The sequence below is a fragment of the Rhizobium sp. AP16 genome (assembly GCF_000281735.1).
Lineage (GTDB): Bacteria > Pseudomonadota > Alphaproteobacteria > Rhizobiales > Rhizobiaceae > Rhizobium > Rhizobium rhizogenes.
Window position 1 is genome coordinate 1 of sequence record NZ_AJVM01000039.1, and the last position, 18,446, is coordinate 18,446.

At 61.5% G+C, this 18,446-nt stretch carries 16 protein-coding genes; 6 read left to right on the top strand and 10 right to left on the bottom strand.

Annotation, left to right across the window (positions count from 1 at the left end):
- Window positions 1-472, top strand: a 472-nt coding sequence (locus PMI03_RS14090) for a GlxA family transcriptional regulator (protein WP_039974013.1), incomplete at its 5' end; no start/stop codon positions are given.
- Between the two features lie 85 nt (window positions 473-557).
- On the top strand, window positions 558-1,103 hold the full coding sequence (locus PMI03_RS14095; protein WP_007694309.1) for a GNAT family N-acetyltransferase: 546 nt from the start codon (window positions 558-560) through the stop codon (window positions 1,101-1,103).
- Window positions 1,104-1,118: 15 nt separating this feature from the next.
- Here the strand turns inward: PMI03_RS14095 and PMI03_RS14100 are convergent, their stop codons facing one another.
- The 6 genes from PMI03_RS14100 to PMI03_RS14125 are packed head-to-tail and all read right to left on the bottom strand — an operon-like array spanning window position 1,119 to window position 7,603.
- On the bottom strand, window positions 1,119-2,477 hold the full coding sequence (locus PMI03_RS14100) for an LLM class flavin-dependent oxidoreductase (RefSeq protein WP_007694312.1): 1,359 nt from the start codon (window positions 2,475-2,477) through the stop codon (window positions 1,119-1,121).
- Window positions 2,478-2,489: 12 nt separating this feature from the next.
- The gene (locus PMI03_RS14105; protein WP_007694314.1) at window positions 2,490-3,728 is read right to left on the bottom strand and encodes an SfnB family sulfur acquisition oxidoreductase; all 1,239 of its coding nucleotides are present in this window, start codon (window positions 3,726-3,728) and stop codon (window positions 2,490-2,492) included.
- 15 nt (window positions 3,729-3,743) lie between these two features.
- Window positions 3,744-5,003 (bottom strand): SfnB family sulfur acquisition oxidoreductase, encoded by a 1,260-nt coding sequence (locus tag PMI03_RS14110; protein WP_007694316.1) that lies wholly within the window; start codon window positions 5,001-5,003, stop codon window positions 3,744-3,746.
- A 20-nt stretch (window positions 5,004-5,023) separates the two neighbouring features.
- Window positions 5,024-5,677, bottom strand: a complete 654-nt coding sequence (locus tag PMI03_RS14115) for a methionine ABC transporter permease (RefSeq protein WP_007694318.1) — start codon at window positions 5,675-5,677, stop codon at window positions 5,024-5,026.
- Window positions 5,658-6,812 (bottom strand): methionine ABC transporter ATP-binding protein, encoded by a 1,155-nt coding sequence (locus PMI03_RS14120; protein WP_007694320.1) that lies wholly within the window; start codon window positions 6,810-6,812, stop codon window positions 5,658-5,660. Before PMI03_RS14120 ends, PMI03_RS14115 begins: the two co-directional genes overlap by 20 nt.
- Window positions 6,800-7,603 carry a MetQ/NlpA family ABC transporter substrate-binding protein gene (locus PMI03_RS14125; RefSeq protein WP_007694323.1) on the bottom strand — a complete coding sequence of 268 codons (804 nt, stop codon included), beginning with the start codon at window positions 7,601-7,603 and terminating at the stop codon, window positions 6,800-6,802. Before PMI03_RS14125 ends, PMI03_RS14120 begins: the two co-directional genes overlap by 13 nt.
- Before the next feature lie 440 nt (window positions 7,604-8,043).
- Between PMI03_RS14125 and PMI03_RS14130 the strand changes: the two genes are divergently transcribed.
- Complete coding sequence (locus tag PMI03_RS14130; RefSeq protein ID WP_007694325.1) at window positions 8,044-9,741, top strand: phospholipase D-like domain-containing protein; 1,698 nt, start codon at window positions 8,044-8,046, stop codon at window positions 9,739-9,741.
- Between the two features lie 84 nt (window positions 9,742-9,825).
- On the top strand, window positions 9,826-10,737 hold the full coding sequence (locus tag PMI03_RS14135) for an acetamidase/formamidase family protein (RefSeq protein ID WP_007694327.1): 912 nt from the start codon (window positions 9,826-9,828) through the stop codon (window positions 10,735-10,737).
- Window positions 10,738-10,818: 81 nt separating this feature from the next.
- Here PMI03_RS14135 and PMI03_RS14140 read toward each other — a convergent pair whose 3' ends face one another.
- Together PMI03_RS14140 and PMI03_RS14145 are read right to left on the bottom strand one after the other, a co-directional pair.
- Window positions 10,819-12,564, bottom strand: a complete 1,746-nt coding sequence (locus tag PMI03_RS14140) for a cation:proton antiporter (protein ID WP_007694329.1) — start codon at window positions 12,562-12,564, stop codon at window positions 10,819-10,821.
- Between the two features lie 149 nt (window positions 12,565-12,713).
- A complete protein-coding gene (locus PMI03_RS14145) occupies window positions 12,714-13,760 on the bottom strand; it encodes an NAD(P)-dependent alcohol dehydrogenase (RefSeq protein ID WP_007694331.1) in 1,047 nt (348 codons plus the stop codon).
- 275 nt (window positions 13,761-14,035) lie between these two features.
- On the opposite strand from PMI03_RS14145, the gene PMI03_RS31685 reads away from it, so the two are divergent.
- Window positions 14,036-14,173, top strand: coding sequence for a hypothetical protein (locus tag PMI03_RS31685; RefSeq protein ID WP_007694332.1), 138 nt, complete (start codon window positions 14,036-14,038; stop codon window positions 14,171-14,173).
- A 39-nt stretch (window positions 14,174-14,212) separates the two neighbouring features.
- Here PMI03_RS31685 and PMI03_RS14150 read toward each other — a convergent pair whose 3' ends face one another.
- A complete protein-coding gene (locus PMI03_RS14150; RefSeq protein WP_007694334.1) occupies window positions 14,213-15,676 on the bottom strand; it encodes a DHA2 family efflux MFS transporter permease subunit in 1,464 nt (487 codons plus the stop codon).
- A gap of 400 nt (window positions 15,677-16,076) precedes the next feature.
- Here PMI03_RS14150 and PMI03_RS14155 point away from each other — a divergent pair, with 400 nt between their 5' ends.
- Complete coding sequence (locus PMI03_RS14155) at window positions 16,077-16,871, top strand: FadR/GntR family transcriptional regulator (RefSeq protein WP_007694337.1); 795 nt, start codon at window positions 16,077-16,079, stop codon at window positions 16,869-16,871.
- A 42-nt stretch (window positions 16,872-16,913) separates the two neighbouring features.
- Here the strand turns inward: PMI03_RS14155 and PMI03_RS14160 are convergent, their stop codons facing one another.
- Complete coding sequence (locus tag PMI03_RS14160) at window positions 16,914-18,410, bottom strand: MDR family MFS transporter (RefSeq protein WP_007694339.1); 1,497 nt, start codon at window positions 18,408-18,410, stop codon at window positions 16,914-16,916.
- Window positions 18,411-18,446 lie beyond the last annotated feature (36 nt).

The following is an 18,446-nucleotide window of genomic DNA, read 5'->3' on the forward strand; positions in this document are numbered from 1 at the left end:
GGCGGGCGTAACCGCCGGTATCGATCTGACCTTGGCGCTGGTCGAGGCGGATCTCGGCCGGAAACTGGCACTGGCCGTTGCACGTGAGCTCGTCGTCTTCCTCAAGCGGCCAGGCGGCCAGGCGCAGTTCAGCACCATGCTGACGCTGCAGGAGGGCGGCGAGCGCTTCGATCGCTTGCACGGATGGATCATGGACAATCTGCGCGCGGACCTCTCGCTGCCGGCCCTTGCCGATCAGGCCAACATGAGCGCACGCAGCTTCTCGCGGCATTATCGCCTGGCGACGGGACGTACACCGGCCAGGGCTGTCGAAGATATTCGCGTCGAGGCCGTGCGCCGGCTTCTGGAACAGGGCCTTTCCGTCCGCCAGGCACGCATGCGCTGCGGCTTTGGTTCAGAGGAAACCCTGCGGCGAAGCTTTCTGAGAAGCTTTGGCACAACGCCGCAAGCCTTTAGTGACCATTTCGGGTAGTTTAGTCGCACGATATGAACTCGCATTGAGGCATTTGCCTCGCCTGACAAAGCCTGCGATTAACCCTTCCTGATCAGAGGACACCATGCTTACCTTGGAAACCTCACGGCTGATCTTCCGTCCTTGGCAAGACCGGGATCGCGCACCATTCGCCGCCATCAATGCCGATCCCGAGACGCGCCAGTATTATTATCCAAGCCTGCTCACGCCTGCGGAAACGGACGCGATGATCGATGAGGCCAATGAACAATTGGCGAGCGAAGGGTTTGGTTTTCTTGCCGTCGAGCGCAAGGCGGACGGCGTCTTGATCGGTGGGGCCGGTCTCTCGCGTCCCGGCCCCGAAGTTCCCTGCAACTTTCCCCTCGAGATCGGCTGGATTCTCGGACGCTCCTACTGGCGACAGGGCTATGCGACGGAAGCTAGCCATTGCTGCCTCGACTTCGCGTGGAAGGAATTGCAGGTAAAAGAGGTGATCGGCTACACCTCGACCATCAACACTCCCTCGCGCTGCGCTATGGAAAAGATCGGCATGGTGCATATGGAAGACGCCGATTTTGAGGATACGACCGTTCCCGTCGGACACGTCCTGCGCCCGCATGTGCTCTATCGGATCAGCCGCCCCTTTCGCTAGGAGCGGCCTGGCGTTTCAACGCGAGCCGCCGCGAAATGCCGCGCCGGCATGGCGAGCCGGCAATCGGTCACCCTCGCGGAAGATCCGGTTTCGCAAAGACCCCTCGGCATAGGCGGTCTTGTAAAGACCACGATCCTGCAAGGCAGGCACGACGATGTCGATGAAGTCCTCGTAGCTCTCCGGCGTCACCGTTCGCGTCAGATTGAACCCGTCGATCTCGCCTTCGGTGATCCAGCTTTCGAGCTCATCGGCAATCTCAGTGGCATCGCCGACGATAACGGGATAGCGACCGCCGACGGCGAGCTCCTTCAGCAATTGCCGCTTCGTCCAGCCGCGCTGCTGTGCGAGCTGCGTTGCCGATTGAATGGCGTTGGAGGTGCCATAGGAAATCGGATCGTCCAGCTCGTAGCGGGAAAAATCGATGCCGGTGCTGGCCGCGAAATGCGCAAGTCCCGCTTCCGGGCTCGCATGGCGCAGATAGTCTTCGTATTTTTCTCGCGCCGCCTGCCGCGAGTGGTCCGGGATCACGGTAGTCCCGACAAATATCTTCACGTCCTCTGGCCGCCGCCCCGCCTCGACAACCGCCTGCCTCAGAATGCGCGATGTGGTCCGCGCCGCGGTCTTGTCGGTTGCGGTGATGAACACACATTCCGCGTGCCTCGCCGCAAACTGGCGGCCCCGCCCCGACGTGCCGGCCTGATAGAGCACCGGCGTCCGCTGAATGGACGGCTCGGAGAGGTGGTAGCCATCGACCTGATAGAAGGGTCCGCGATGATGGATCGGCCGCACCTTGGCCGGATCGGCGAAAATACGCGCCTGCCGGTCGGCGCGCACAGCATCGTCATCCCAGCTTCCTTCCCAGAGCTTGTAGAGCACCTCCAGATAGTCGTCCGCGCGATCATAGCGCGAGTCGTGATCCGCCTGCCCATCCTGGCCGAGGGCGCGTGCGGCGCTGTCGAGGTAGCCGGTGACGATGTTCCAGCCGACGCGGCCGCCGGTCAGATGGTCGAGCGTCGACATACGGCGGGCGAAGAGATAGGGCGCTTCGGAATTGAGGTTGACGGTAATCCCGAAGCCGAGATGGCGCGTCACCGCCGCCATGCCGGACACCAAGAGCAGTGGATCGTTGACCGGAAGCTGGATGGATTCGCGCAGCGTCAGGTCGACGGAGTTCTGATAGACGTCATAGACGCCGACGATATCGGCAAGGAATATGCCATCGAACAGGCCACGTTCCAGCGTCCTGGCAAGCGACGTCCAGTAGTTCAACGTCTTGTATTGATCCGATCGGTCACGCGGATGCGTCCAGAGACCATGATTGATATGGCCGACGGAGTTCATGTTGAAGGCATTGAGGAGAATCTGCTTTTTCATGACATCGATGACCTAGATCGCGCCATGGCGCGGCGGCAGCTTGCCGTTCAGGTAGTAGTTGCCGACCGCCTGATATTTCCAACGAACGGGGTCATGCAGCGTGTGTGTCCGCACATTGCGCCAGTAGCGATCAAAATTGTCCTCAGACAGCGTCGAGGAGGTACCGGAAAGTTCGAACAGCTTGTTGGCGGCGAGCAGCCCGGCCTTCGTTGCCAGAATTTTTGCTTCCGCCACGGCGATCGAGGCACGCGCGACGCTCTCTTCCGTCATATCGGCCCGCACTGCATCGATCTCCGCCGCGGCACGATCAAGCAGCACCTGCGCCGCCCGCAGCCGTAGCCAGACATTGCCGACCTGATGCAACGTCAGGGGATCCTCGGTAGCGCGATCGACCTTGGCATCCAGCCAGGGACGGGCGCGCTCACGGATGAAGCGCAGCATCTCCTGATAGGCACCGAAGCCGATGCCGAGATCGATGGCCGCATGCATGATCTGTGCAAACGGCCCGATGGTCGTCGGCCGTTCGAAGGAGGTCTGGAACGGAACGACCCATTCCGGCTCTATCCTGACCCGCTCGAACAACACCGTGCCGCTGCCCGTCACGCGCTGCCCGAAACCATCCCAGTCGTCATGGATGGTGACACCCGGCGCGTCCCGGGGCACGAAGGCGAGATAGGTGACAGGTGCGCCGTCTTCCTCGGCAACGACGAGGGTCGGAATCCAGTGGGCATAGATCGCGCCCGTGCAATAGAACTTCTTTCCGTCGACATACCAGCCACCCGGATCGCGCACGAGCCGGGTGCGGCGCTTGAAATTGCGCTGACCGATTTCGGCGAGTGCATTGCCCAGCCGCTCGCCGGCCAGCACGCGCTCGTAGAAAAAAGCCTTCTGTTCCGCGCTCCCACCGACGCGAAGCACCTCCAGCGCGTAGTAATGGTTCTGCGGAATCTGCGACAGCGATCCGTCCGCGGCACCGATGGTGACGATCGTCTGCGCGACGGTCTTTGCCGAAACGCCGGCCCCGCCATACTCACGGGGAACGGTAATCCCCCAGAGGCCGCTGGTGCTGTACTGGTCGAGTTCCGCCCAGGGCAGAAGCCGTTCGCTATCCCGCGATGAGGCGCTTGCCGCAAAATCGGTGGCAAGACGTTCCGCGATCTTAAGTGCCTGCGCATCATCACGGATGATATCGGCGGGGCGACTTGGCGGCGGCGCGGGAGAAACCGGCTTGGGTGAGTTGATCTCGGTCATGTCGCTTTCGCGCTCCTAATTCCACTGATGACGGGCGGGAAAGACACCGTTGAGCTGGTAGTTACCAAGCAGGTGATATTTCCAACGCACTGGATCGTGCAGCGTATGCACCCGCGCGTTGCGCCAATGCCGGTCGAGATTGTGCCCGGCGCGGGTTGCGGCTGACCCTGCCAGATCGAACAGCTTCTCGGTTGCTTCGAGCGCGATCTCCGTCGTCAGGATCTTCGCTTCGGCAACGGCTGCCGACGCCCGCGCGCTGGACGCCTCGGTGATCGGCGCACGCGCTACCTCGTCCAGCACCTCACCGGCGGCGTAGAGCAGAGCCTGCGCGGCATGCAGTTCGGTGTAGAGATGGCCGATCTCGTGGATGATGGTCGGATCGTCGCTTGCCGATTGCAGACCGGAATCCATCCAGGGACGGGCATAGTCCCTGACGAAAGTAACCGTATCCTCGATCGCGGCTTTAGCGATACCGGCATCGATCGCCACCTGGATCAGTTGTGAGACAGGGCCGGTGATGCCCGGACGGTCGGCAAGCTGCCAGACGGGGAAAACCTGTTCGCTGCCAATGGCAACATCGGTGAATTCCACAGTACCACTCGCCGTTGTCCGCTGGCCGAAAGAGGACCAGTCGTCGATAACATTGACGCCGCTAGCGTCATAGGGTGCCCAAACCTGAACCGGGCGCTCCTGATCGTCGATGGCGCGTGTCGGGATCCAGTGCGCGAAAAGTGCTCCCGTCGAATAGAAGCGCCGACCGGTGAGCCTCAGCCCGTCAGGCGTCTGGCGCAGACGCGTCGTGCTGACATTGACGGCATTGCGGCCGCGCTCCGGTCCGGCATTGCCGATACGATAGCCCCGGAGAATATCGCCATAGAAACGGCGCTTCTGCTCTTCCGTGCCGATCTCGCGCAACAGCGACAGCACGCCGAACTGGTTCTGCGGGATCTGCCCAAGCGCCGGATCAGCCGCACAGAGGATCTCAAAGACCTTGGCGAGCGTGACATGGGAAACTTCGGCGCCGCCATAGGCGTTCGGTACGGTGATGCCGCCGAGGCCGCTTTCCGTATAGAGATCGATCTCCTCCCAGGGGAGCCGCCGTTCGCGGTCGCGCTCGGACGCCCCCGCCCGGAATTTTTCGACCAGCGCCTCGGCGGCCTTGATCGCCTGATCGTCGGTTTCGATCAGCCGGGGCGGCCATGGCGGTGCCGGTCGGCGCGGCTCCGGCTTTTCGGTGGATATAGTGTTCGAGCCCGTGGGGTAGGCATCGGTCATGCAAAACTCCTGAGAAAACGTCAGCGCGCCCGCAGGCGGCTAACGGCATAGTCGCCGGTGAACTGCACGAGGCAGACCAGCGCGATGAGGACGACGATGACCATGGCCATCACGGTCGTGTCGTAGCGTTGATAGCCGTAGCGGATCGCCATGTCGCCGAGGCCGCCGGCACCAATGGCGCCCGCCATGGCGGAGGCGCCGATCATGCTGACGATGGTGATGGTGAAGCCGCCGACGATGCCGGGCAGTGCTTCCGGCAGGAGCACATGGCGAACGATGTGCCAGCGGCGGCAACCGATCGCCTGCGCCGCCTCGATCAGCCCGGCATCGACCTCACGCAGGCTGACCTCGGCAATGCGGGCGAAGAAAGGCGTGGCGCTGATGGACAATGGCACAATGGCGGCCCAGACGCCGATCGTGGTGCCAGTCAACGACCGCGTCAGCGGCAAGAGGGCGACCAGAAGCACGATGAAGGGCGTAGCGCGGAACCCATTGATGAGCGCCGCCAGTACCCGGTTGAGGCGCGGCGCATGGATAAGGCCGCCCGGCCCCGACAACACCAGGAACACTGCCAGCGGAATACCGATCGCAAGGGCGAAGACGGCGGAGACGCCGACCATGACGATGGTGTCGAGCAAGGCCTGCCACAGGCGTTCATACATCAGCGTCGACATAGCCCAATATCCTTGTTTCATGCGCGAGACCATCAAGCCGTGCCAGCCTTTGGCTTTCCGGTCGGCGCGTGGTGATCAGCAGCCGGCCGTGAACATGGCCGTCGATCCGGTCGAGCGAGCTTTGCAACAGCCGCACCGGCGCGCCGATGGCGGCGGCAATGGCGGCAATATCCGGCTCCAACCCGCCTTCGCCCGTATAGGACAACGCGATGATCGCATCTTCGCGGCGGGCAGGATCGGCCTCCAGCCGCAGGCGCCGCGCCACATCCTCGGGTATATCGCGATGCAGCGGCTGCAGCAGCGCACGGGTGGCGGCATGCTGTGGATTGCCGAAGACGCGCCAGACCGGACCGGATTCGACCATGCCGCCCTGTTCGAGGACGACGACATGATCGCAGATCTCGCGGATGACGCTCATCTCATGGGTGATCAGCACGATGGTCAGGTTGAGGCGGCGATTGATATCCTTCAGCAGCTGCAGGATCGACAGCGTCGTCTCGGGATCGAGCGCCGATGTCGCCTCGTCGCACAGCAGGATTTCCGGATGATGAACCAGGGCGCGGGCAATGCCGACGCGCTGCTTCTGGCCGCCGGACAGGCGTGAGGGATAGGTGTCGCGCTTGTCCTCGAGCCCGACGAGCGCAAGAACCTCGGCAACGCGTTCCTCGATCTGGCGGCGCGGCACGCCCGCCACGATCAGCGGCAGCGCGACATTGCCCCACACAGTCTTGGCGGACAGCAGGTTGAAATGCTGGAAGATCATGCCGACCCGGCGGCGGAGCGCCACCAGCACATCCTCATCATATCCGCCGATATCCTCTCCGTCGACGAGAACGCGGCCGCTTGTCGGTTTTTCCAGCCGATTGATCGTCCTGAGCAGGCTCGACTTGCCGGCACCGCTGCGCCCGATAATGCCGTAGATCGCGCCTGCCGGTATATCCAGGCTGATGTCCTGCAGCGCCTGCACCGATCCCGCCGAAGACGTATAGGTCTTGCCGATCCCCTCGAAGACGACGGAACCCGGGCGTTGCCCGGGCTCGGCGCCCTGCTCCTCGAGCACCGTCTGGCTGCGCTCCGCGCACGGAACGGGCCAGACCGTGGCCGGAGCGATATCGCTGTCGATCACGGCAGCCATGGCAGCGTGTAGAGCTTGTTGTCGGAGCCGAACGCCTTATTGATCGCGTCGCGAACTGCCGTGGAATTCTGGTAAAGGGCAACCAGTTCCTTCAGCGCCGGATTGTCCGCCTTGTCCTTGCGGACGGCGAAGACGATTGCGAACTGCTTGTCGTCGACGCCGGAATAAAGCAGGCCGGAAGACGGATCGAAGGTCTTGGCCGCGACGATGAAATGCGGGTAGCCCTGCGCCAGATCGACGTCGCCGGTCACACGCGCAAGCTGCGGGCCTTCGATTTCCTTGAAGGTCAGCTTCTTCGGATTGTCGGTGATGTCATCCAGCGTGCCCTTGAAGCCGACACCATCGCGCAGCTTGACGAGGCCCGCCTTCTGCAACAGCAGCAGACCGCGGCCCTGGTTGACCGGATCATTAGCAATGGCGACCGTGCCGCCCTCGGGAATGCTGGCGAAGTCCTTATGCTTCAGCGAGTAGAGGCCGATATTGGCAAGCACGCCCTGGCCGACGCTGGTAAAATCATAACCGCGCTCCTTAATCGCGTTGTCAAGGAAGGGCTTGTGCTGGAAATAATTGACGTCGATGTCGCCCGACTGCAGCGCGACATTCGGCGTCGTCCAGTCGCTGAACTCGACGATCTCGATATCCAGTCCCTTGGCCTTGGCCTCCGGAACCAGAGCCTCGATGGAATCGGCATAAACGCCGGGCACGACGCCAACCTTCAGCGTCTCCGCGAAGGCCTGGGTGGAAAGCAGCAGAACGGCGGCCGCAAACAGATTTGCGATGGTAAGTTTCATCTATGTCCCCTCAGTCAAAATAGGTGAGTCAACGCTCCCTCGATGGGGATGATCATAAAGACGATAGTTTTTATGCACAAAACGTGCCGTGCCAGAATCCGGAAGCACCGGGCAAATTTATTCCGCGCTGCGGCATATCGGCGAAAAGTTTGCCGCGCATGGTTTGAACGGTGCCTCCGCAGCGGCGTGGCGAAGGCGAGATGCGGGCAAAACAGATCCCGCCATTTCGATGCAAGCATTCATCCGGTTGTTATGGTAAAAGACTATCTTCGCTAAAAAGATGTACTGCTCTTTCGTCGTGCTTCGCATGAGAGTTGATGTGCAGTCCGAACCCGGTTTGCGTCCGGCTTCCGCCCCGCAGCCTCGGCGTCCTTAAGGGACGCCCGATCCTCAAAGGCGCATCGACCCTCTGGCGAACGGACCATTTGGGGGGATGAGACATGCGAGTTATAGCGGCAAGTGCGGTTCTGCGCGCCCGGGCAGTTGCGGGAACCTATGTGGTCATCCTGGCCTGGGACTTCGTCGCCGGGCAGGACGCCAAGAAAACCGGGCTGATGGGTTTCGCCATTCAACGCGAGGAGCTGAAGGACGGCGCTGTTATCGAGCGCTACTGGATGACCGGCATCAAGCGTTTCAAGGACAAGGATAAAGGCCTGCCGCCGGGGACGCCCGTCAGCACGGCGGAGCATCCGGTACAGAGCTTCCAATGGGCCGACTATACGGCGGAAACCGATCACACCTACCGCTACCAGATCGTCCCGGTCTACGGTACGGTGAAGATGCTGCAGCTCGACACCGCCTCGGCCGTCACTCTCGAAATCGCGACCGAGCTGGAATATCTGCTCCATCCCGACAAGAGAAACGACCAGGCGCGCCACGACGTCTATTTCAATCGCGGCGTGATCGGCTCGCAGGCCTATGCCCGCCGTTTCGGCAACCGCATGCCCAACGCCGACAATCCTATGGCCGAGGAAATGGTCTGGCTGTCGCGCGGGCTCTTCGAGGCGCTCATCAAGTTCATCGGCCTTGCCGAGGATCATCGCTTCGGGCTTCGCGCCGCACTCTATGAGTTCCACTATCAGCCGGTCGCAAATACCTTTGCCAAGGCAGTGGAAGCCGGCGCCGACGTGAAGATCGTCTTCGACGACGAAAAGACCTACAAGGCCGCAAACGAAGCGGTCATCCACAATGCCCGGCTCGACGAGATGAAGGTAGTCATCCCGCGCACCGTGACCGAGGGCATCCGCCACAACAAGTTCATCATCCTGCTTGAGGATGAAAAGCCGATCGCGGTCTGGACTGGGTCAACGAATATTTCCGACGGCGGCATCTTCGGCCACTCGAATGTCGGCCACATCGTCTGGAGCCCGGCGATCGCGGAGACCTATCTCGAATACTGGACGCTGCTGTCGCAGAACCTGACGCCGACCAAGTTGCGGCCGAAAAATCGCGAATTGACGCCCCTTCCCCCTGGCCGCACCCAGCCAAACAGCGTCACGCCGGTCTTTAGCGCCCGCGACGCGAAAGACAGCAGCGAATCGCTGCAATGGTATGCCGACCGGATGGGCGAGGCGCAGGAGATTTCCTGCATCACGCTCGCCTTCAACCTCGACAAGGTCTTCAGCAAGGTGATCGCCCAGGACAATGACGTGCTGCGCTATATCGTCAAGGACGACGACCTCGGTGACGGCGAGATCATCGGCCGCGACCGCGACGTCCTGTTCGCCGCCGGCGGACGGCTGGAGGTTGGTGCTCTGGCAAATTTTCTGGCCGAGCGCGACAACCCGCTCAACACCAACGACTACATCCACGACAAATTCATGCTGGTCGATCCGTTGAGCAACGACCCGCTTGTCGTCAGCGGCTCGGCGAATTTCAGCCAGCCGTCGCAGCGCATCAATGACGAGAACATGATCGTCATTCGGGGCGATACGCGTGTCGCCGATATATATTTCGGCGAATTCATGCGCATTTTCGACCATCACTACGCTCGCTATGTCGTCAAGAAGCTCACCGATGCCAACAAGCAGGATCCGGATGCCGGATATCTGAAGGCGAACCCGGAGGACTGGCTGCGCGGTCAGTTCGACGAACGGAGCTACAAAGCCAAGCGCCGGAGATATTTCGTCGGACCATGAGGAATTGCGGCCATTCCGCTCTTTTCACAGGGACTAAACCCAGCCTAGGTTAGGAGACCGAACTCCAGACAAGGCTGACGCTCCATGACAACGCATCGCTTCGTTCCGACCGCCTATCACAATGTCATCGGCTCCCTTTCCCCGGCATTGCGCATTGCCGATGGTGACACCGTCATCACTGAGACGATCGATGCCGCCGGCTATGACAAAGACGAGGTTCGGCAGGCCCCGGGCCCCAACCCGATGAACGGCCCAATCTTCGTTGAAGGTGCAGAGCCGGGCGATTCTCTCAAGGTCGAAATTCTTGGCATGGTCCCGACGCGCGACACAGGTTTTACCCGCAGTGTCGTTGCCGGCAATGTTGTCGATCCCTCGGACATCAGGACATTGCCGGCAGGCGACAAGGCGATCTGGCAGATCGATCGCGAAGCTTTGACGGTCCGGCTTTCCGAGCCGGTTGCCGGTCTGGAGGCTTTCGTGCTGCCGCTATCGCCGATGATCGGCTGCTTCGGCGTTGCTCCATCCCTCGGCCAGGCCATATCGACCGCCACCAGTGGCGAGTTCGGCGGCAATATGGATTATCGCCTGCTCGGCCCCGGCACGACCATCTGGTTTCCGATCTCCGCACCCGGCGCGCTCTTTTTTCTCGGCGACTGCCACGCGGTACAAGGAGACGGCGAGATCGTCGGGACCGGTATCGAAACCACCTTCGAGGTGACGGTGCGGCTCAGCGTCGAAAAGAAGAAAACGATCGTCTGGCCGCGCGGCGAGACGGCGGATGATATTTTCACCATCGGCAACGCCCGGCCGCTCGACCAGGCGCTACAGCATGCGACCAGCGAAATGCTGCGCTGGCTTGAAGCCGATTACGGCCTCGACAAGACCGCCGCCAGCCACCTGCTCGGCCAGGTCGTGCGCTACGATGTCGGCAATGTCTTCGACCCGGCCTATACGATGGCCTGCCGCGTTTCCAAAAGCTGGCTGACGCGGCGCTAAAGCAATTCCAGAAAAAGTACGCAGCGGTTTCCGTCCGGAATTGCGTCAAAACGAGAGGATAGAGCTGTTCGGCGAAATCGATCAGCCGGCGTCGCGTGATTGGTCCCGCCTCTGGTTGCGGGAAACGTTCATCTCCTGCCGTTCCTGCGCCAGGCTGCTGACGGCGGCGCGCAGTTGCGGGTGGCGGGACATGAACAGGTTGAAATCGCGACGTTCCAGGACAAGGAACTGACAGAAGTCGACGGCGACCACATCGGCTGTTCGTCGCGCGCCCGTCAAGACCGCCATTTCGCCGAAGAAAGAGCCGGCGTCGAGCGGGATCTCCTCGTCCTCGAGCTGCACTTCGACCGCGCCGGAAGCAACGAAGAACATGCTGTCGCCCCGGTCACCGGTGCGGATAACCCGGTCGCCCGGCAATGCCGATCGTGGCCGGAAGAGCAGCAGCAGTTCCTCCTGCGCGCCCTCGTCGAGCTCGGCGAACATCGGAAAGGTCTCGATCAGCTGCTCGATTTCGAGATGATGCTGCCGGTCGCGCTCTTCGCGTTGCTCGCTGATGACGGCCAATTCGCGATACAGGCTATCATGCTTCGCCATGCCATAATTGGACGCGAAGGCAGGCCATCGGGAAAAGATCCATGCCTCCAGCCTCCCAGTGCCGGCGAAAACCAGCTGATTGAGCGTGATCGACAAAATCGCGCCGGCAAGGATCAGATCCTGCCCCTCGCGCGGCAACAGCCCCAGCGAAACGCCGAGGCCCGCCAGGATAAAGGAAAACTCGCCGATCTGGGCAAGCCCGGCGGCGACGGCAAGGCCCATGCTGACGGGATAGCGCAGCAGCACCACCACACAGAAGGCAATCAGCGCTTTCCCGAGAATGATGAGGGCGAGCACGCCGATGATCATCAACGGTTCGCGCACCAGTACCGAGGGATCGAAGAGCATGCCGACGGAGACGAAGAACAGTACCGAAAAGGCATTCTGCAACGGCAGGGAATCGGCGGCCGCCCTGTGGCTGAGATGGGACTCGCTCATGATCAGGCCGGCGAAGAACGCGCCGAGTGCAAAGGAAACGCCGAATATCTCCGCCGCTCCGAAGGCAATGCCGAGCGCGATGGCGAGAACGGACAGAGTGAAAAGCTCGCGCGAACCGGTGCGCGCCACCGAGGTCAGCAGCCAGGGAACGATCTTCGGGCCGATGAAGATCGCAACGGCGGCAAAAGCGGCCACCTTGAGGAGCGTGATGCCGATGGTCAGCCAGATCGACCCCGTGGCGGCATGGCCGCCCGCATCAGCATGTCCCCCGAGCGCTCCTGCAAAGGCCGGCAGCAGGACGAGCGCCAGCACCATCGCCAGATCCTCGACGATCAGCCAGCCGACGGCGACGCGCCCGTTGGTCGAACTCACCAGATTGCGCTCCTCCAGTGCCTTCAGGAGCACGACGGTACTGGCGACGGCAAGGCTCAAGCCGAGGACCAGGCCGGCGCCGATGCCCCAGCCCCACAGCGACGCAAGACCGATGCCCAGAAGCGTGGCGATGGCGATCTGACCGATCGCACCTGGAATGGCGACCCCGCGCACTGCGAGCAGGTCCGCCGCCGAAAAATGCAGCCCGACGCCGAACATCAGGAGGATGACGCCGATCTCGGCCAATTGCGAAGCGAGCGCCATATCGGCGACAAAGCCCGGCGTCGCCGAGCCGATCATCACACCGGCGACAAGGTATCCAACCAGCGGCGGCAAATGCAGCCGGTCGGCGAGATAGCCGAAAATGGCGGCAAAGCCAAAACCGGCGGCAATCAATGCTATCAATGCGACGTCGTGCGGCACCGCGACCCTTCCCGTTTTCCGGCGTTGCCGCCGTGTTCCTGCTGTTTCGCGCTACGCTAGCATCGCATTTGCGGGGACGTCTACGGGATCATGCGAAACAAAAGACAAACCGCCGCCTTGCCGAAACAAGGCGACGGCGAAAGCAGCGGTTACTGATCGAGAACGATCTGCAGCTTGACGTCGCTCGGGCGTGCTTCCACGGCGCGATCGAAGGCTTCGATCGATTGCTCGAATGTAAACGTCTCCGAGATCAGCGGCTTCAGGTCGACGCGGCCGGAGGCGATCAGCGCGATCGAGCGCTCATATTGATGCGCGTAGCGGAAGACCGTTTCGATGCGGACTTCCTTCGTCGAGGCGGTCGAGACATCAAAGCCGACCGGGGCGACCGGCAGGCCGACGGCGACGATAACGCCGCCCGGACGCGGCAGCTCCATCACGGTCTCCCAAGCCTTCGGCGAACCGGAGCATTCGAAGACGACATCGGCGCCCCAACCGTCGGTCAGGCGCCTGACCTCCTCGATCAGGTTCTTCTCGCGGATGTTGACGGGGATCACGCCCTGATACTGCGCAGCGATATCGAGCTTCGGCTGGGCGAGATCGGCGACGATAGCGCGGGCGCAGCCGCCGGCGAGGGCTGCGATGGCGACCATGGTGCCGATCGGCCCTGCGCCGAGCACGACGGCGGTATCGCCGGGTGTAATCTTCGCCTTGGCCGCCGCCTGCATGCCGACCGCGAAAGGCTCGACCATCGCACCCTCCGCAAAGCTGACATTGTCCGGAAGCTTGAAGGTATAATTGGCCGGGTGCACGACAAAGGGCGTCAGCACGCCATGGATCGGCGGCGTCGCCCAGAAGGTGACGGCGGGATCGACATTGTACATGCCGAGGCGGCTCGCCTTCGAATTGGCATCGGGAATGCCGGGCTCCATGCAGACGCGGTCGCCGACCTTCAGATGAGAAACACCGGCACCGACTTCGGCCACCGTGCCGGCCGCCTCATGACCAAGCACCATCGGCGCATTGACAACGAACGGGCCGATGCGGCCATGGGTGTAATAATGCACATCCGATCCGCAGACGCCGACCGTGTGGATCTTGATCTTCACTTCGCCCGGCCCGACCTCCTGTGGCAGGTCGATGTCGCGCAGCGCCAACTCATGCTGACGCTCCAGTACCAGGGCACGCACCTTGCTCATCACGTCTTTCCTCTTTCAGAAGTCATTCCGCCCCCGCACGGCCGCAAGGACATCCTCATTCGTTATATAGCCATGACTTGCATCACAAAATGACCTTTCCGCGAAAACCAGACCAATTTGGCTCAATATGAGGGAAAATGGCGCGAACCGCCCATTAGTATATTAATATTAGAATATCATTTTAAAGAGACGCCCCAAGACTAATCATATTGGCAATATTGACTAGTGCTCCATTTCTTGTCCTTTTAGCAGGTACGGAACAGGAGGACGCTCAAATGGTATATGACTGGACCGGCCAGCGCACCCGCCGGACGAAGGTGCTGCGCGCAGCGAGCATCGCACTATTTCTTCTCTTTTTGATCACAGTCCCCGTTTTACTGCTGCACTACAACTTCATTCAGTATCCTTATTGAGTCGCCGGACGACGATTGCTTTCGGCTGGCCGCCCCTGATCAGGCGGCCCTTTTGGCGTTCGGCTTCCGCTTGCGCGAGACGTTATCCCCAGCTTTCGGATCGAGCGGCAGGCAATCGAGAACGGCCAAGAGCGCGATGACGCCGAGCATGAGGAAAGCCAGGCGAAATTCGATGGCGGTGATCCCGCTCATGCCGAGCGGCGCGCTGATGGCCTGGCCGATGCGGATGCCGATGGCGCCGACGGCAATCCCCATTCCCATCGTCAGCTGAAAGGCCGTGCTGAACAGCGTATTGGCACCCGTCATCTGCCGCGGAGGGATGTCGGCAAAGGCGATGGTGTTCAGCGCCGTGAAATGCATCGAGCGGAGCATGCCGCCGATGAACAGCACGGGGATGATGAACCAGATCGGCGTATCCGGGGAAAACAGCGCACAGGCGGCGATGAAGATCGCATTGAGGATGCCGTTGACGATCAACACCGGCTTGAAACCGAAACGCCGCAGGATCGGTGTCGTACCCGGCTTCATCGCCAGATTGCCGGCAAAGACCGCCAAGGTCAGCATGCCTGCATGAAAGGCGCTCAACCCGAAGCCGACCTGGAACATCAGCGGCAGCAAGAAAGGCACCGCGCCGATAGCAGTGCGAAACAGCGACCCGCCCCAGATGGTTACGGCGAAGGTCGGCAGCCTCAATCCTGAGAGGTCGATCAGCGGATGCTCGCTTCTGCGGAAGTGGACTATAGCGACGGCAAGCAGCACAAAGCCGGCAATGACATAGGCCCAGGCTTCCAGCCAGACCGGATCCGGACGGCCGATAAGCTCCAGCCCATACATCAGGCTCGCGAGGCCAAAGCCGCTGATGACGAAGCCGATCCAGTCGAAGGGCGGCCTGGCTGCATTCTTTGTTTCCGGGATCAATACGAGCGCGAAGATGAACGCCACTATGCCGAGCGGCAGGTTGAGATAGAAAATCCAGCGCCAGCTCGCATGGTCGGTGATGAAGCCACCGAGCGGCGGCCCCAGAATGGGCGCCACCAGCGCTGGCCAGGTGATCGTCGCAATCGCCGAGATCAACTGGTCCTTCGGCGTGTTGTTGAGGACCACAAGCCGGCCGACCGGCACCATCATCGCGCCGCCGATACCCTGCAGGATCCGCATGGCGACGAAGGAACCGACACCGTTCGCCAGACCACATAGGACGGAGGCGAGCGTGAAAATGACGACAGCCGTGGTGAACACCAGGCGCGCGCCGAACCGGTCACTGATCCAGCCGCTGATCGGGATGAAGATACCAAGCGTCAGGAGATAGGCGCTCATGCCGATATTGAGATCGACGGGCCGGGCGCCGAAGGACGCTGCCATCTGCGGCAGGGCAGTGGCAATAACGGTGCCATCGAGGTTTTCCATGAAAAAGGCGCCAGCCACGAGCAGCGCAATCAACAACGGTCGGGAGCCGGAGGTCTGCATTGCCTCCTCCCGCTTGCGCGTGGACATATCATTCATTCCAAAACTGCTCCGAATCCGCCTCGTATCCCCAGCCATCTAAACGGTTTCCCGCCGTTACCGATAGGCTGAAATCGTCACACCATTCGATGAAGCGATCACATTTCGCTTAATCGCCGGATCAGAATTTGATCGCGATGCCCCCGCATCGTCGCCCTCGTTTATCGAACAATCCGATCAATGTGAGACCAGTAGGCAGGCCCACACAAGACATGGTAAAGTTTTCGTCAAGATATGGCGCAACGAGAACGGCCAAACCGACAACGACCAACTATGGAACCACCACGAGCGAGCCTGTACGCACCAGCGTGAAGCCAGCTAGAGCCGCTATGAGCTAGAGCCACTATAAGTTGGCGATTTCACTCGCATCGCCTTCCAATCAGACATAAGAGTCCAACGAATGAAACATGGCATTGATGCAATGATTGCTCCGGCGACCCCGATTTCGAAAATGATCGTCACGCAATCGCCATTCGATGCCTATGTCCGCAAGTACGGCACCATCCCCCGCCGCGGCGTCTTCGGTTATTTCGTCCATGAACTCGGCCGCCGTATCGTCGGCGGCAGCTATCCGGTCGGGGCGACGCTCCCGAACGAGCCCGACCTCGTGGAACAGTTCGGCATCAGCCGCACGGTCATCCGCGAGGCGATGAAATGCCTGGCCGGCAAGGGACTGGTGGAAATCAAGACCCGCGTCGGCACCCGCGTCAAGGAACGCGCCAACTGGCATCATCTCGATACCGACGTCATGGTCTGGTACTACGAGACCGGGCCATCGGCCGAGATCATGCGCTCGATCAGAGACCTCCGGCGCGTGCTGGAGCCGGAAGCAACGGCGCGCGCCGCCACACGCGGCAGTGACGCGGATATTGCCGCTATCGCCGCCGCCTATGAGGACATGGTTTCCACTCTCGGCGACATCAACATCAATGCCGATGCCGATCTGCGCTTTCATACTGCGATCTTCGCCGCCACGCACAACATGGTCTACGCGCAGCTCATCGACCTGATCGCCATCGCGATCTACGCCAACCGCACACTTTCAAGCCATGACGAAGTGGCCGAAGGCCAAAAACGGGCTTTGCCCTACCACAAGGCCATTCTCGACGCGATCGCCGCCCGCGACCCCGAGGCCGCACTCAAGGCCTCGCATCACCTGCTCGATTCCTGGGGCGGCAACGACTACGATTTCTGAGGCGCAACCGTCGCAAGAGCCGTAGCGCTCATTCATTCCTTGCTAATGCGTCATCGCCTCCTGCGCATCTGTCTTCGGTATCTGCCGGCGGCCGGCATCATGCGCCACCGGAATGAGCCAGGTGGTCGCAAACGCGAGGATGGCGAGCACGACGACACCCCAAAAGCTCCAGTGCAGCGCCGCGTCGAAGACGCCGCGGATCGCCGGATCGGCTGCGAGATCGGAAAGACCGGTCGGCTGGTTCAACACCTCATGCAGCCTGGCGGCCAGATCGCCGCTGCCAAAATGAACGATACCGATATTGAGCACGGCGCCGAGGGCGGTCGCGCCGAGCGTGTTGCCGAGGCTGCGCGAAAAGATGATCGACGCCGTGGCGCTGCCGCGCATCGACCATTCGACGCTTTCCTGCACCAAGACGATACTGGTCAAGCTGATGAGACCCATGCCGAAGCCCATCAGAAAAGAGCCGAGGCCGGCCAGGATCGGGCTGCTTTCCGGCGTCAGAAACACGAGAAAAATCGCGCCGAAAGGGAACATGAAACTGCCGGCACGCAGCGTCCTGCGGATGCCGAAGGCGCGGAAGAAACGGCTCGACAGCATCACGGCCAACGGCCAGCCGACGATCAGCATGGTCAGCGTGAACCCCGCCACCAGCGGCGAGCGGCCAAGCACGCCCTGCACATAGATCGGCAGGATGGTCGTCAATCCGATCAGCGCCATGCCGGCCAGAAGCGTGACCGCATTGCTGGTCGCTATCAGCCGTCGGCTCCAAAGTTCGATCGAGATGATCGGCTCCGCCGCACGCCGCTCCTGCCAGATGAACAGCGCCCCGGTGACGACGAAGACCGCTGCAAGCGGCCCGAGGACGCCGAGGCCGGAGTCGGTCTCGGTGAGGATCACCAGCAGCGAGATGATAGCGATCGAAAACAGGATCGTGCCGAGATAGTCGATCTTCGCTTCACGCGGCGTGATCTGCTCATGCAGGAAGAACGTGAAGCCGATGATGGTCAGCACGCCGATCGGCAGGTTGATCCAGAAGATCCAGGCCCAGGAGACATTGTCAACGATGATGCCGCCGACTAGCGGCCCAACGACGGCCGACACCGCCCAGACGCTGGCAAGCGCCCCCTGCACCTTGGCACGCTCCTCCAGCTTGTAGAGGTCGCCGACCACGGTCATCGTTACCGGCTGGATTGCGCCGGCGCCGAGGCCCTGCAGCAGCCGGAAGGCAATCAGCGAGGCCATCGACCAGGCAAAGCCCGCCAGCGCTGACCCCACAAGAAAGATCAGAATGCCGCCGATCAACATCGGCTTGCGGCCGAAAATATCCGATAGCTTGCCGTAGATCACCGTTGTCGTGGACTGCGCCAGCAGAAATGCGGAGAAGACCCAGCTATAATAGGTAAAGCCACCGAGCTGGCCGACGATGTGCGGCATGGCTGTGGCGACAATCGTTGCTTCGATCGCGACCATAAAGGTCGCTAGCATGATCGAAACAATGACCAACGGACGTCTCGATCGATCGGCCGTGCTGGACATGACATTCCTTTCTGACAAGTCCACCCGACCGCAAAC

Excerpts from the sequence above, each read along its gene's own strand:
- PMI03_RS14125 (WP_007694323.1), bottom strand. The coding sequence starts at position 7,603 with ATGAAACTTACCATCGCAAATCTGTTTGCGGCCGCCGTTCTGCTGCTT.
- PMI03_RS14105 (WP_007694314.1), bottom strand. The coding sequence starts at position 3,728 with ATGACCGAGATCAACTCACCCAAGCCGGTTTCTCCCGCGCCGCCGCCA.
- PMI03_RS14100 (WP_007694312.1), bottom strand. The coding sequence starts at position 2,477 with ATGAAAAAGCAGATTCTCCTCAATGCCTTCAACATGAACTCCGTCGGC.
- PMI03_RS14130 (WP_007694325.1), top strand. The coding sequence starts at position 8,044 with ATGCGAGTTATAGCGGCAAGTGCGGTTCTGCGCGCCCGGGCAGTTGCG.
- PMI03_RS14110 (WP_007694316.1), bottom strand. The coding sequence starts at position 5,003 with ATGACCGATGCCTACCCCACGGGCTCGAACACTATATCCACCGAAAAG.
- PMI03_RS14095 (WP_007694309.1), top strand. The coding sequence starts at position 558 with ATGCTTACCTTGGAAACCTCACGGCTGATCTTCCGTCCTTGGCAAGAC.
- PMI03_RS14150 (WP_007694334.1), bottom strand. The coding sequence starts at position 15,676 with ATGAATGATATGTCCACGCGCAAGCGGGAGGAGGCAATGCAGACCTCC.
- PMI03_RS14145 (WP_007694331.1), bottom strand. The coding sequence starts at position 13,760 with ATGAGCAAGGTGCGTGCCCTGGTACTGGAGCGTCAGCATGAGTTGGCG.
- PMI03_RS31685 (WP_007694332.1), top strand. The coding sequence starts at position 14,036 with ATGGTATATGACTGGACCGGCCAGCGCACCCGCCGGACGAAGGTGCTG.
- PMI03_RS14135 (WP_007694327.1), top strand. The coding sequence starts at position 9,826 with ATGACAACGCATCGCTTCGTTCCGACCGCCTATCACAATGTCATCGGC.
- PMI03_RS14155 (WP_007694337.1), top strand. The coding sequence starts at position 16,077 with ATGAAACATGGCATTGATGCAATGATTGCTCCGGCGACCCCGATTTCG.
- PMI03_RS14120 (WP_007694320.1), bottom strand. The coding sequence starts at position 6,812 with ATGGCTGCCGTGATCGACAGCGATATCGCTCCGGCCACGGTCTGGCCC.
- PMI03_RS14160 (WP_007694339.1), bottom strand. The coding sequence starts at position 18,410 with ATGTCCAGCACGGCCGATCGATCGAGACGTCCGTTGGTCATTGTTTCG.
- PMI03_RS14115 (WP_007694318.1), bottom strand. The coding sequence starts at position 5,677 with ATGTCGACGCTGATGTATGAACGCCTGTGGCAGGCCTTGCTCGACACC.